The organism is Kocuria sp. CCUG 69068, from assembly GCF_020833785.1.
Classification (GTDB): domain Bacteria; phylum Actinomycetota; class Actinomycetes; order Actinomycetales; family Micrococcaceae; genus Kocuria; species Kocuria rosea.
In genome coordinates this window covers 1-13,780 of the sequence record NZ_PDDL01000034.1, presented here as the reverse complement: position 1 = coordinate 13,780, position 13,780 = coordinate 1, and the positions used below count along the sequence as shown (strand labels likewise).

General features: G+C 74.0%; 12 protein-coding genes and 1 tRNA gene. 10 read left to right on the top strand and 3 right to left on the bottom strand.

All coding sequences use genetic code 11. From position 1 onward, the window contains the following. The first annotated feature begins 33 nt into the window (after positions 1–33). Entirely contained in the window at positions 34–1,989 is a 1,956-nt protein-coding gene (locus CRM73_RS08710; RefSeq protein ID WP_229587407.1) for an AMP-binding protein, read from the top strand. A gap of 22 nt (positions 1,990–2,011) precedes the next feature. Here CRM73_RS08710 and CRM73_RS08705 read toward each other — a convergent pair whose 3' ends face one another. Beyond that, positions 2,012–2,725, bottom strand: coding sequence for a response regulator (locus CRM73_RS08705; protein WP_229587406.1), 714 nt, complete (start codon positions 2,723–2,725; stop codon positions 2,012–2,014). Next, on the bottom strand, positions 2,722–4,353 hold the full coding sequence (locus CRM73_RS08700; protein ID WP_229587405.1) for an ATP-binding protein: 1,632 nt from the start codon (positions 4,351–4,353) through the stop codon (positions 2,722–2,724). Before CRM73_RS08700 ends, CRM73_RS08705 begins: the two co-directional genes overlap by 4 nt. A 170-nt stretch (positions 4,354–4,523) precedes the next feature. Here CRM73_RS08700 and CRM73_RS08695 point away from each other — a divergent pair, with 170 nt between their 5' ends. The 9 genes from CRM73_RS08695 to CRM73_RS08655 all read left to right on the top strand — a co-directional run bounded on the left by CRM73_RS08695 (position 4,524) and on the right by CRM73_RS08655 (position 13,356). Then, positions 4,524–5,963 carry a cation:dicarboxylate symporter family transporter gene (locus CRM73_RS08695; protein ID WP_095651626.1) on the top strand — a complete coding sequence of 480 codons (1,440 nt, stop codon included), beginning with the start codon at positions 4,524–4,526 and terminating at the stop codon, positions 5,961–5,963. 249 nt (positions 5,964–6,212) lie between these two features. Beyond that, complete coding sequence (locus tag CRM73_RS08690) at positions 6,213–7,106, top strand: ParA family protein (RefSeq protein WP_017833723.1); 894 nt, start codon at positions 6,213–6,215, stop codon at positions 7,104–7,106. Next, the gene (locus CRM73_RS08685; protein WP_229587404.1) at positions 7,106–7,990 is read left to right on the top strand and encodes a ScpA family protein; all 885 of its coding nucleotides are present in this window, start codon (positions 7,106–7,108) and stop codon (positions 7,988–7,990) included. The genes CRM73_RS08690 and CRM73_RS08685 overlap by 1 nt, the downstream gene beginning before the upstream one ends. Then, entirely contained in the window at positions 7,987–8,601 is a 615-nt protein-coding gene (gene scpB, locus CRM73_RS08680) for an SMC-Scp complex subunit ScpB (protein ID WP_017833721.1), read from the top strand. The genes CRM73_RS08685 and scpB overlap by 4 nt, the downstream gene beginning before the upstream one ends. A gap of 9 nt (positions 8,602–8,610) precedes the next feature. After that, positions 8,611–9,702, top strand: coding sequence for a pseudouridine synthase (locus CRM73_RS08675; protein WP_035924067.1), 1,092 nt, complete (start codon positions 8,611–8,613; stop codon positions 9,700–9,702). Positions 9,703–9,711: 9 nt separating this feature from the next. Continuing rightward, the gene (locus CRM73_RS08670) at positions 9,712–10,836 is read left to right on the top strand and encodes a prephenate dehydrogenase (protein WP_017833719.1); all 1,125 of its coding nucleotides are present in this window, start codon (positions 9,712–9,714) and stop codon (positions 10,834–10,836) included. Beyond that, the gene (cmk, locus tag CRM73_RS08665; protein ID WP_017833718.1) at positions 10,833–11,570 is read left to right on the top strand and encodes a (d)CMP kinase; all 738 of its coding nucleotides are present in this window, start codon (positions 10,833–10,835) and stop codon (positions 11,568–11,570) included. Before CRM73_RS08670 ends, cmk begins: the two co-directional genes overlap by 4 nt. A gap of 73 nt (positions 11,571–11,643) precedes the next feature. Beyond that, positions 11,644–13,203: a ribosome biogenesis GTPase Der gene (gene der / locus CRM73_RS08660; RefSeq protein WP_017833717.1), complete on the top strand. Its 1,560-nt coding sequence runs from the start codon at positions 11,644–11,646 to the stop codon at positions 13,201–13,203. A gap of 79 nt (positions 13,204–13,282) precedes the next feature. Next, positions 13,283–13,356: transfer RNA gene (locus CRM73_RS08655), tRNA-Pro, on the top strand. Between the two features lie 84 nt (positions 13,357–13,440). Here CRM73_RS08655 and CRM73_RS08650 read toward each other — a convergent pair. Continuing rightward, the coding region (locus CRM73_RS08650) for a PfkB family carbohydrate kinase (RefSeq protein WP_229587403.1) at positions 13,441–13,780 on the bottom strand (340 nt) is incomplete at its 5' end.

Below are 13,780 nucleotides of genomic sequence, written 5' to 3'. Positions count from 1 at the left end.
GTCCGGCAGGACCGCAACCCCTGGGAGGGACCCATGAGCACCGACCACCGAACACCGCCGCCGGCCGAGGGCTACGCGGAGGTCTACCGCCGCAGCGTGCAGGACCCGGAGGAGTTCTGGCTCGACGCCGCCCGCGCCGTGGACTGGGTGCGCGAGCCCACCACCGCCCTCGACGACACCGCAGCCCCGCTCTACCGCTGGTTCCCCGACGGCGAGCTCAACACCTCCTACAACGCCCTCGACCGGCACGTGGAGGCCGGTCACGGCGAGCGCACCGCGCTCGTCTACGACTCCGCGGTGCTGGGGGTCCAGGAGCGGTTCAGCTACGCGCGCCTGCGGGACGACGTCGCCCTGTTCGCCGGGGCGCTCGCCGCCCGGGGGGTGGGCAAGGGCGACCGGGTGCTCGTCTACCTGCCGATGATCCCGCAGGCCGTCGTGGCGATGCTCGCCTGCGCCCGGCTGGGCGCGGTGCACTCGGTGGTCTTCGGCGGGTTCGCCCCGAAGGAGCTCGCCTCCCGCATCGACGACTCCCGGCCGGTCGTGGTGGTGACCACGACCGGCGGGGTGGAGCCGAGGCGGCGGATCGAGTACATCCCGGCCATCGAGGAGGCCCTGCGGCTCGCCGAGCACGCCCCCGGGACGGTGCTGGTGCACGAGCGCCCGGGGTTCGAGACGACGCTCGAGGACGCCCGGGGCCGGGCCGGGGCCGGCGGGCAGCCGACCGTCGAGTGGCTCGACTGGGCGGAGGCCGTCGAGGGCGCCGAGCCGGCGGCGCCCGTCCCGGTCGCGGCCACCGACCCGCTCTACGTCCTGTACACCTCCGGGACCACCGGGACCCCCAAGGGGGTGGTCCGTGACAACGGCGGGCACGCCGTGGCCCTGACGTGGTCCATGCGCCACATCTACGACGTCGGCCCCGGCGAGGTGATGTGGACCGCGTCCGACGTCGGCTGGGTGGTGGGCCACTCCTACATCGTCTACGGCCCGCTCCTGGCCGGCGCCACGACCGTGCTCTACGAGGGCAAGCCCGTGGGCACCCCGGACGCCGGGGCGTTCTGGCAGCGTGTCGAGGACCACGGCGTCAAGGTGCTGTTCACGGCGCCCACGGCCCTGCGGGCCATCCGCCGGGCGGATCCCGAGGGCGAGCTGGTGCGCCGGCACGACATCGGCTCCCTGCGGGCCCTGTTCGTGGCGGGGGAGCGGCTCGACCCGGAGACGTACCACTGGGCCGCCCGGGTGCTGGGCGTCCCGGTCGTCGACCACTGGTGGCAGACGGAGACGGGGTGGGCCATCTGTGCCAACCCCTTCGGGATCGAGCGGCTGCCCCTGAAGGCCGGCTCGCCGTCCGTGCCGGTGCCGGGCTACCGGGTGGAGATCCTGGACCCGCTGGGCCGGCCGGTGGAGACCGGCGAGGAGGGCAACATCGCCCTGCGCCTCCCGCTGCCGCCGGGCACGCTCCCCACGCTGTGGGGCGACGACCAGCGGTTCGTGGACTCCTACCTCAGCGCGTTCCCCGGCTACTACGCCACGGGCGACTCCGGCCACGTGGACGAGGACGGCTACGTCTACGTCATGGGGCGCACCGACGACGTCATCAACGTCTCCGGGCACCGCCTGTCCACCGGGGCCATGGAGCAGGTCCTCGCCTCCCACCCGGCGGTGGCCGAGTGCGCCGTGATCGGGGTGGGGGACCCGCTGAAGGGCCAGCGGCCGTCCGGGTACGTGGTGCTCAAGACCGGTGCCGACGTCCCGCCGGAGCAGCTCCGGGAGGAGCTCGTGGCGCTCGTGCGCCGGCAGATCGGGGCGGTGGCGGACTTCAAGGACGTGGCCGTGGTGGAGGGGCTCCCCAAGACCCGCTCGGGGAAGATCCTGCGCAAGACCATGCGGCAGATGGCCGACGGCGAGGACTACACCGTGCCCTCGACGATCGAGGACGCCTCCGTGCTGGAGGCCCTCGAGGGCGTGCTGCGCCCGCCGAGCGGTTCGTGACGCTCCGGCGCACGGCACGGGATCAGCGGCCGGGGGAGACGTCCTGCCCGGCCCAGCCGTACTCGAGCTCGGGCCGCCCGGGGGTGCCGTGGCGCGGGCGGCGCTGCACGAGGCCCCGGGCCGTCAGGTGCTCGAGGTAGCGCCGCGCCGTGACCCGGGACAGCGTGCTGCGCTCGGCGACCTCACCGGCCGAGAGCCACTCCCCGCCCCGGATCAGCGCGGTGACGGACTCGAGGGTCTGCGGGGACAGGCCCTTGGGCGCGTCCGGGCGGGTGGGCGCGCCCAGGGCCGCGAACGCGCGGTCCACCTCCGCCTGGCCCACCGTCCCGGCCGCGCCCAGGGCGGAGCGGTAGCGCCGGTAGGCGTCGAGCTTCTCCTCGAACACGGCGTAGGTGAAGGGCTTGATGAGGTAGCCGACCACGCCCAGGGTGCTCGCGGCCCGGACGGTCGCCACGTCCCGGTGCGCCGTGATCACCAGCAGGTCCACCGTCTCGCCGCGGGCGCGCAGGGTCCGTGCCACGTCGAGACCGGACATGTCCGGCAGGTTCACGTCCAGCAGCACCAGGTCCACGGGTCGCCCCGCCCGCCGGGCGGCCTGCACGGCCTGCACGGCCGTCCGCCCGGACACGGCGGTGGCGGCCGTCTCGAAGCCCGGTGAGCGCTCGACGTACTGGGCGTGGGCGGCGGCGGTGAGCGGCTCGTCGTCGACGACCAGGACGCGGACCGGCGCGCTCACGGGGCCCGCCCCGCCGCGGCGTCGCGGGCCACCGGGACGGTCACCGTGAACACGGCCCCGCCGTCGTTGCGGTGCTCGATCCGCGCGCCCCACCGCTCGACGACCTCCCGCACCAGGTGCAGGCCCACGCCGCGGCCCTCCGGGCCGGCCGGCTTCGTGGTGACACCGAGCTCGAACACCTCCCGGGCGAGGTCGTCGGGGACCCCCATCCCGGTGTCGGCGACGGTGATCACGACCGCGTCCCGGGCGGGGTCCGCGGCGTCGGGCGCCCGGGCGATCTCGACCTCGACGACCGGGCGGACCCGGTCGGCGTTGGCCGCGGCGGCCTCGACGGCGTTGTCGACGAGGTTGCCGACGAGGGTCACGAGGTCGGCGGGGGAGACGGGGATCCGGGGCGCGTCCGGGTCGACGACGACCTCCAGCTCCACGCCGCGCTCGTGGGCCGCGGCGGTCTTGCCGACCAGCAGGGCCGCGAGGAACGGGTCGTCGAGGTGGGCGAGGAGGTCGTCGGACAGCACCCGGGTGCGCACCATGTCCGCCGAGGCGAAGCCGAGGGCCTCCTCGTCCCGGCCGAGCTCCAGCAGGGAGACGACCGTGTGCATGCGGTTGGCGTGCTCGTGGGTCTGGGCCCGCAGCGCCCCGGCCAGCGCCGCGGTGGCGCGCAGCTGTCCCGAGAGCCGCGAGATCTCGGTGTGGTCCCGCAGGATCACGATCGTGCCGCGCCCCGCGAGCGCTCCGCGGGCCGGGAGGGCCGAGACGATGAGGGTGCGCTCCCCGACCACGAACCACTGCTCCTGCACGGGCGCGCCGGCGCGCAGGAGGACCGCCAGCGCGTGCGGCAGGTCCAGGTCCGCGACGGGGAGCGGTTCGTGCCGGGCCGGTCCCGGGGCCGCCGGCGCCCGGACCCCGAGCAGCTCCCGCGCCCGGGCGTTGAGCACCTGCACCGCGCCGGTCGTGTCCACGAGCAGGAGGCCCTCCGTGGCCTCGTTGAGCACGGCGTCGTGCAGCGCGTGCACCTGGGCGAGCTCCTCCGGCCCCCAGCCGTGGGTGACCCGGCCCAGGTACCGGGAGCCGAGGGCCGCGACCGTCGCCGACGCGGCCAGCAGCAGCAGCCCGACGAGGAGCACCGCCGGCAGCTGGGCGAGCGCCTGCTGCGAGACGGCCTCGAGGAGGACACCGGTGGCCACGAGCGCCACGACCGTGCCGTCCCCGTCCCGGACCGGGGCGATCGTGCGCACGGAGGGGCCGAGGTTGCCGCGCTCCGTGCTGGTCCAGGTCTGCCCGGCGAGCGCGTGCGAGCGGTCCCCGCGGTAGGCCTCGCCGACCGAGGAGGGCAGGGGGTGCGTCCAGCGGGTGCCGTCCGGGGCCATGATCGTGACGAAGTCGAGGTCCGTGTCCGCGAGCAGCCGGTCCGTGAGCGGCTGCAGCACGGCGTGCGGGTCCGGCCCGCCCACCGCCTCGAGCACGTACGGGTCGTCCGCCAGAGCTGTGGCGAGGACCCGGGTCACCGCCTCGGCGCGCTCCACGACCGCGCCGCGCTCGTGGGCAAACAGGACGAGGGAGACGGCGAGGGTCACCAGCGCGACGACGGCGAGCTGCATCAGGAAGAAGCGCCGGGCCAGGGACATGTCCGCTCCTTGATCTCCCGGCCGTCCCTCCCTCTCTTGTGGTGGGCGTCACGACCATTATGACCACAACACGACAGGGCGCCGGGCCGCGGTGAGACTCGTCACATCGGCCCGATCCCGGGTCCCGCGCTCCACCCCACCGCGCTACCCACCCGAACCGGAGGACAAGCATGGCCACCGTCGCCACGGACCCCGTCGACCCGCAGCCGCCCGCCCAGAAGCAGAAGAAGGACAGGACGCACTACCTGTACGTCTTCGTGATCGTCGCCGTCGTCGCCGGCGCCGTCCTGGGCCTCCTGGCCCCCGAGTTCGCCCAGACGCTCAAGCCGGTCGGCACCGCGTTCATCGCCCTGATCAAGATGATGATCGCCCCCATCATCTTCTGCACGATCGTCCTGGGCGTCGGCTCCATCGCCAAGGCGGCGACCGTCGGCAAGGTCGGCGGCCTGGCCCTGGCCTACTTCATGGCGATGTCCACCATGGCACTGGGCATCGGCCTGGTGGTGGGCAACCTCATCCACCCGGGCGAGGGCCTGAACATCCAGGGCTCGGAGTACGAGGTCACGGACGCGGGCCACGGCGACGGGGAGGGCGGGACCATCGGGTTCCTGCTCGGCATCATCCCCACGTCCCTGCTGTCCTCCCTGACCGAGGGCAACATCCTGCAGACCCTGTTCGTGGCGCTCATCGTGGGCTTCGCGCTGCAGCAGATGGGCCCGGCCGGCAAGCCCGTGCTCAAGGCCGTCGGCTACGTCCAGGCCCTGGTCTTCCGGATCCTGATCATGGTCATGTGGGTCGCCCCCATCGGGGCGTTCGGCGCGATCGCCGGTGTGGTTGGCGAGACCGGCGTCCAGGCCATCGTCTCGATGGCCACCCTGATGATCGCCTTCTACCTCACCTGCGTCCTGTTCATCGTGGTGGTCCTGGGCGGGCTCCTGAAGGCGGTCACGGGGATCAACATCTTCCGGCTCATGAAGTACCTGGGCCGCGAGTACCTGCTGATCTTCTCGACCTCATCCTCCGAGGCGGCCCTGCCCCGGCTCATCGCCAAGATGGAGCACGTGGGCGTCTCCAAGCCCGTGGTCGGCGTCACGGTCCCGACCGGCTACTCCTTCAACCTGGACGGCACCGCCATCTACCTGACCATGGCCGCCCTCTTCGTCGCCTCCGCGATGGGCAGCCCGCTGGCCATCGGCGAGCAGATCTCCCTCCTGGTGTTCATGATCATCGCCTCGAAGGGCGCCGCCGGGGTCACCGGCGCCGGCCTGGCCACCCTGGCGGGCGGCCTGCAGTCCCACCGCCCCGACCTGGTCGACGGGGTCGGCATCATCGTCGGCATCGACCGCTTCATGTCCGAGGCCCGCGCCCTGACCAACTTCACCGGCAACGCCGTGGCCACCCTGCTGATCGGCAAGTGGACCCGCGAGATCGACCTCGTCCAGGTGGAGCGCGTGCTCTCCGGCCAGGACCGGTTCGACGAGTCCACCATGGCCGCCCACTCGCACGGCACCGCCGAGGACCGGCCCGCCACCGAGACCGCTCCCGGGGCCCGGGTGGAGGACTCCGTCGCGGAGAAGCTCGAGGCCGCGGCCGGCGCCGGAGCGCGCTGACCCGTCCCCGCACCGGGACCCGTGTCCGGCCCGCGCCCGCCGTGCCCCCGAGAGGGGCGCGGCGGGCGCGGGCCGTCGTCGTCCGCCGGCTCCACCGTGCCCGGGAATTCGGGGCCGCCCGGCGGCGGCGGTACCCTGGTAGCTGATCGAGTCCAGGAAAACCCCAGGTCGGCCCGTCCGGCCCGGGCCGCCCCGTGCCCGGGGCCGGTCCGCCCGAGCGCGACCACGAACGAAAGAGCGGTGCCACGAGTGAGCCAGCAGAGCGACGAGAGGAACCCCGGCACGGGCGAGGCCGGGACGGGAACCGTCGGCCTGACCGGCCGTCCCGCCCGCGACTTCCCCGAGCCGCCCGAGCTCTCCACCCACGGGCCCGCCCGGATCATCGCGATGGTCAACCAGAAGGGCGGGGTCGGGAAGACCACCTCGACCATCAACCTCGGCGCGGCGCTCGCCGAGCTGGGGCGCAAGGTCCTGCTCGTCGACTTCGATCCGCAGGGCGCCCTCTCCGCCGGCCTCGGCGCCAACCCGCACGAGCTGGAGCTGACGGTCTACAACGTCATGATGGACCGCTCCGTGGACGTCTGGGACGTGGTCCAGGAGACCGACGTCGAGGGCGTCGACCTGCTCCCCGCGAACATCGACCTCTCCGCGGCGGAGGTGCAGCTCGTCACCGAGGTGGCCCGCGAGCAGGTGCTGGCCAGTGCCCTGCGCAAGCTCGAGGAGCACTACGACGTCATCATCATCGACTGCCAGCCCTCGCTGGGGCTGCTGACGGTCAACGCGCTGACCGCCGCGCACGGGGTGGTCATCCCGCTCATCGCGGAGTTCTTCGCCCTGCGCGCCGTGGCGCTGCTCGTGGACTCCATCGAGAAGGTCCAGGACCGGCTCAACCCCCGCCTGCAGATCGACGGGGTGCTCGCCACGATGTTCGACTCCCGGACCCTGCACTCCCGCGAGGTCATGGCCCGGATCGTGGACGCCTTCGGCGACAAGGTCTTCGACACCGTCATCAAGCGCACCGTGAAGTTCCCGGACGCCACGGTGGCCGCCGAGCCCATCCTCTCCTTCGCCACGGCCCACCAGGGCGCCGAGTCCTACCGTCAGCTGGCGCGGGAGCTCATCTCGCGCGGCGGCGCACCCTGATGCACCCCGAGGAGCCGCCGGTCCCCGAGGGTCCCGGCGGCTTCGCGGTGCAGCTGGAGGACTTCGCGGGGCCCTTCGAGGTGCTGCTCTCCCTGATCGCCAAGCACGAGCTGGACATCACCCGGATCGCGCTGGCCACCGTCACGGACGAGTTCCTCCAGTACGTGCGCGCCCTGCACGAGATCGGCTCGACCCGCGCCCTCGACGAGGCCAGCGAGTTCCTCGTGGTCGCCGCGACGCTCCTGGACCTCAAAGCCGCTCGGCTGCTGCCGCGCGGGGAGGTCGAGGACGAGGAGGACGTGGCCCTGCTGGAGGCGCGGGACCTGCTCTTCGCCCGGCTGCTGCAGTACAAGGCGTTCAAGGAGGTGGCCGTGCTGCTCGACGAGCGGATGCGGGCCGAGTCCACCCGCCTGCCCCGGTCGGTGCCGCTGGACCCGGAGGTGGCGGCCGTGCTGCCCGAGCTCGACTGGCGGACCACCCCGGAGCAGTTCGCCGCGATCGCCCGCTCCGTCTTCGTGCCCCGCCCCGGGGCGCCCGCGGAGGTCGGGGTGGACCACCTGCACGGGGCCGCCGTGACGGTCCGGGACGAGGCGGAGATCCTCGGCGGGCTGCTCGAGGACGGAGCCCCGCGCTCCTTCCGGGTGCTCGTCGCGGACGCCGGGTCCACCCTCGCGGTGGTCGTGCGATTCCTGGCGCTGCTCGAGATGTACCGGGACGCGGTGCTCGAGCTCGCCCAGGAGCAGCCGCTGGGGGAGCTGACGGTCCGCTGGACCGGGGCGGGCACCGGGTGGACCGCCGACCGTCTGTCCGAGGACGCCGCGGGCCCGGCTGCCGTCGTCGCGGCCCCGGACGGGGTCCCGGCCGCCTCGGGGGCCCCGGCGTGAGCCCCGCGGCCGAGGGCGGGCCGGACCTCGAGGCGCTGCCCGGCGGGGTGCGGGCCGCCGTCGAGGCGATCCTGATGGTGGCCGACGAGCCCGTCAGCGAGTACGAGATCGCCGCCGCCCTCGTGGTCCCGGTCGCCACCGTGCAGCGGGTCCTCGACCGGCTCCGCGCGGAGTACGACGGCGTCGCCGCCGATCCGGGGTATGATGGGACGTTGGCGCCGCGCGGGTTCGAGCTGCGCAGCACCGGTGCCGGCTGGCGGATCCACTCGCGCAGCGAGTTCGCCCCCGTCGTCTCCGCGTTCGTCGCGGAGGGACAGACCGCCCGGCTGTCGCAGGCGGCCCTGGAGACCCTGGCCGTCGTGGCCTACCGCCAGCCCGTGAGCCGGGGACGCATCTCCGCGATCCGCGGGGTCAACGTCGACGGCGTCGTCCGCACGCTCGTGCAGCGAGGCCTGATCCGCGAGCTCGAGCGGGACGGCGAGTCCGGCGCCGTGCTCTACGGCACCACCACGTTCTTCCTGGAGAAGATGGGCATCGGCTCGCTCGACGAGCTCCCCGACATCGCCCCTCATCTGCCGGGCATCGACCAGATCGACCACTACGAGGACTGAGACACCACCATGGCCACTTCACGTTCATCATCCGGCCGCCCCGGGCCCGGCGGCCGCCGCGCCCCCGGCTCCCAGGGCGGCCAGAAGCCCCGCACCGGCCAGGGCGGCACGTCGTTCCAGGGCGGGAAGGGCGCTCCTGGCCGCGGCCCCGCCAAGGGTGGCGCAGCCAAGAGTGGCGCAGCCAAGGGGGGCGCCGGCAAGGGTGGCGCAGCCAAGGGCGGGTCCTCGACGGGCACCGGTCAGGACCGCGGGCCCCGCCCGTTCGCGTCCTCCGAGAAGAGCTCCCGGCGGATGCCCGCCACCCCGTACCGCCCGCCGCACCGGAAGCGCCGCCCCAAGAACCCGCCCGTGGACCGGCTCGACCAGCACGACCCGGACGGGGTGCGCCTGCAGAAGCTCATGGCCCAGGCCGGCGTGGCCTCGCGGCGCGTGTGCGAGGAGATGATCGAGGCCGGCCGCGTGCAGGTCAACGGGGAGACCATCACCGAGCTCGGCATCCGCGTGGACCCGGACACCGTCGAGATCCACGTCGACGGCGTCCGCGTGCAGCTCGACGAGAACCTCGTCTACTACGCCTTCAACAAGCCCGAGGGGGTGCTCTCCACCATGGAGGACCCCGAGGGCCGGCCGTGCGTGGCCGACTACCTGAACCAGCAGAAGAACGAGCGCGTCTTCCACGTGGGCCGCCTCGACGTCGAGACCGAGGGCCTCCTGCTGCTGACCAACGACGGCGAGCTGACCAACCGGCTCACCCACCCCTCCTACGAGGTCCCCAAGACCTACCTCGTGCAGGTCCGCGGGCCCATGGAGAAGGGCGTCGGCGCGGCCATGAAGGCCGGCATCGAGCTCGAGGACGGCATCGCCTCCGTCGACTCCTTCCGGCTCGTGGACTCCACCCCCGGCCACCTGCTGGTCGAGGTCGTCCTGCACTCCGGGCGCAACCGCATCGTGCGCCGGCTCTTCGACGCCGTGGGCCACCCCGTCGAGAAGCTCGTGCGCACCGAGGTCGGCCCCATCCGGATCGGGGACCAGCGCCAGGGCACCATCCGCCGCCTGTCGAAGACCGAGGTCGGGCACCTCCTCGCCTCGGTGGGCATGTAGGGAGCGCCCGTGACGCAGACCCCCACCGCACCGCCGACCCCCGCGGCGACCGCCGGGCCCGTGCTCGTGGTCGGCGCCGGCCTGCTCGGCGCCAGCATCGGCCTGGGCCTGCGCCACCTCGGCGTGGACGTCTGGCTGCAGGACTCCTCGCCCACCGCCGAGGCCGTGGCCCAGGACATCGGCGCCGGCCGCTCCTGCCGCGCGGCGGGGCAGGACCGGGTGCCGGAGCCGGCCCTCGTCGTCGTCGCCACCCCGCCCGACGTCACCGCCGAGACCGTGGTCGAGGCGCTGGGACGCCACCCGGAGGCGGTCGTCCTCGACATCGCCTCCGTGAAGGAGTCCGTGCTGGAGGACGTGCGCGCCCGGGGCGGGGACCTCACCCGCTACGTGGGCACCCACCCCATGGCCGGGCGGGAGAAGTCCGGCCCCGTGGCCGCCCGCGGCGAGCTGTTCACGTCCATGCCCTGGGTCGTGTGCGACTCCGGCCGCTCCGCGCCCGCGGCGCTCGCCGCGGCGAAGAACCTGGCCGTGGACCTCGGGGCGACGGTCACGTTCATGGACGCCCGCGAGCACGACGCGACCGTGGCGCTGATCTCCCACCTGCCGCAGGTGATGTCCTCCCTGCTGGCCTCCCGGCTGCAGGACACCCCGCTGCACCACCTGTCCCTCGCGGGCCAGGGGCTGCGGGACACCACCCGCATCGCCGCCTCCGACCCGGGCCTGTGGGTGCAGATCCTCTCCGCGAACGCCGCTCCCGTGGTGGCGTCCCTGCACGGGGTGCGCGAGGACCTCGACCGGCTCATCGCCACGCTCGAGGCCCCGCGCGCCCCGGGCGCCCGGCTGGACATCGCCCAGCTGATGTCGGAGGGCAACGCCGGCCGGGCCCGGATCCCGGGCAAGCACGGCGGCGCGCCCCGCGCGTTCGCGACCCTCACCGTGCTCGTCGGGGACGTCCCCGGGCAGATCGCCCGGCTGCTCACCGAGATCGGGGAGATCGGCGTCAACCTCGAGGACCTGCGCCTCGAGCACTCCCCGGGCCAGCCCGTGGGCCTCGTGGAGGTCTCCGTGCTGCCCAACCGCCGCAAGGAACTCGTCGAGGCGCTCCAGGAGCGCGGATGGAAGGTCGTGCAGTGAACACCGGAACGAACACCGCCCGCAGCGCAGCACCCGGCACCGGGACGCCGGCCGCCGCCGGCCGGCAGCTGGTCGTCGCCATCGACGGGCCCTCCGGCTCCGGCAAGTCCAGCGTGTCCAAGGAGGTCGCCCGCCGCTTCGGCCTCGCCTACCTGGACACGGGCGCGATGTACCGCGCGCTGACGTGGTGGTGCCTCGACCGCGGGGTGGACCTCTACGACGGCGGCGCCGTGGTCGAGGCCGCCCGCTCCTTCCCGCTCGCCCAGGGCACCGACCCCGACCGGGAGCTGGTGTTCGTGGGCGGGACCGACGTGGGCGTCGAGATCCGCGGCGCCCGGGTGACCGAGGCGGTCAGCGCCGTGGCCACCAACCAGGCCGCGCGGGCGGTGCTGGTGGCCCGCCAGCAGGAGCTCATCGCGGACAGCGGCCGGCGGATCGTGGCCGAGGGCCGGGACACCACCACCGTGGTGGCCCCCGACGCCGACGCCCGGATCCTGCTCACCGCCGACGAACGGGCCCGGATGGCCCGGCGCGGCCTGCAGAACGGCGGCGTCGAGGACGCCGAGCAGCTGCGGGCCCGGGTCGTGGGCCGGGACGCCAAGGACGCGACGGTCGTGAACTTCACCGAGGCCGCCGACGGCGTCGTGACGATCGACTCCTCCGAGCTCACCGTGGAGCAGACCGTCCAGGCCGTCATCGACGTGGTCGTCCGCGCCGCGGGCCGCTCCGCCTGAACCGGTCCGCCCCGCACCCCCCGACATTTTTCCGCACCCCGACCGGCCGCACCCGGCCCAGCGAAGGACAGCCATGACCGGCAACCCCGAGAACTCCGCGCACGACACCGCCCACGACCCCTACGAGGCCGAGATCCTCGGCGGCACCACGGACGACGTCGCCCAGCGGCTCGCGGCCATCGACGACGACGAGGCCGAGCAGCGCGCGCAGGCGCTGCGGGCCGGGCTCGAGGACTACGAGCTCGACGAGGAGGACGCCGCGCTGCTCGCCGAGTGGGCGGAGGACGGGGACCAGGCCCCCGTGCGCCGGCCCGCCCCGGTGCTCGCCATCGTGGGCCGCCCCAACGTCGGCAAGTCGACCCTCGTCAACCGCATCCTCGGCCGGCGCGAGGCCGTCGTGGAGGACACCCCGGGCGTGACCCGGGACCGCGTCTCCTACCGGGCCACCTGGAACGGGCGCAACTTCACCCTCGTGGACACCGGCGGGTGGGAGTACGACGCCAAGGGCATCAACGCCCGCGTCGCCGAGCAGGCCGAGATGGCCGTGGAGTTCGCCGACGCCGTGCTGCTCGTGCTCGACGCCACCGTGGGCGTCACCGCCGCGGACGAGGCCATCGTGAAGATGCTGCGCAAGGTCCGGAAGCCGGTGATCCTGGTCGCCAACAAGGTGGACTCCCCGCAGCTCGAGGTCGAGGCCACCTATCTGTGGTCCCTCGGCATGGGGGAGCCGCACCCGGTGTCCGCCCTGCACGGGCGCGGCGCCGCCGACGTCCTCGACGCGGTCACGGACCTGCTGCCGGAGTTCTCCGCCGTGGCCGAGACCGAGCTGACCGGCGGGCCCCGCCGCGTGGCGCTCATCGGGCGCCCGAACGTGGGCAAGTCCTCGCTGCTCAACAAGCTGGCCGGCTCCGAGCGCGTCGTCGTGGATCCCCTGGCCGGGACCACCCGCGACCCCGTGGACGAGCTCATCGAGCTGGGCGGCAAGCCCTGGCGCTTCATCGACACCGCGGGCATCCGCCGCCGCGTGCACATGGCCCAGGGCGCGGACTTCTACGCGTCCCTGCGCACCCAGGCCGCCCTCGAGCGCGCCGAGGTGGCCGTGGTGCTGCTGGCCGCGGACGAGGTGCTCTCCGAGCAGGACGTCCGCATCCTGCAGCTGGCCGTGGACTCCGGGCGCGCCCTCGTGCTCGCCTTCAACAAGTGGGACCTCATGGACGAGGACCGCCGCTACTACCTGGAGCGGGAGATCGACCGCGACCTCGCGCACGTGGCCTGGGCGCCGCGGGTGAACGTCTCGGCGAAGACCGGCTGGCACAAGGACCGGCTGGTCCCCGCCCTGGAGACCGCCCTGGCCTCGTGGGACACCCGCGTCCCCACCGGGCGGCTCAACGCGTTCCTCGGCGAGATCGTGGCCGCCCACCCGCACCCCGTGCGCGGCGGCAAGCAGCCGCGCATCCTCTTCGGCACCCAGGCCTCCTCCCGGCCGCCGCGCTTCGTGCTGTTCACCACCGGTTTCCTCGACCCAGGGTACCGGCGGTTCATCACCCGCCGCCTCCGCGAGACCTTCGGTTTCGAGGGCACCCCCATCGAGGTGTCCATGCGCGTGCGGGAGAAGCGGAACCGGAAGCGCTGAGGCGCCCGCCGAGATGAATTCCGCCGGAGCTTGCTGTAATGTGATGCGAGTGCTCGGGGCGGGAACGTACTGAGCACTTCGGGCTGTGGCGCAGCTTGGTAGCGCACTTGACTGGGGGTCAAGGGGTCGCAGGTTCAAATCCTGTCAGCCCGACGATTCGAGGCCGGTGGACCGCGGGAACGCGGACCACCGGCCTTCTCTCGTTCCCGGGGACGGCGCCTCCGGCACCCGTGCTGCCTACCGGCGGGCCCGGGAGGCCGACTCCCGCAGCCGGTCCAGGTCGAGGTCCGGCCGGCCGCCGGCGCTGCCGACCACCTCGGCCGCCGCCGCCGCGGCCCACCAGGCGGCGGACTCGGGGCTCTCCCCGCGCAGCAGCGCGACGGTGAGCGCGGCCACGAACGAGTCGCCCGCCCCGGTGGGGTCCACGGGATCCTCGCCCAGGTGGGGCAGGAGCACGTGCCCGCCCGGCCAGGCGACCACGTCGCCCTCGCCGGTGGCCAGGGCGACGACGCGCGGGCCCTCCGCGAGCAGCGACTCCGCGGCCCGCACCGTCCCCGGCACGTCCTGCGGCGCCCAG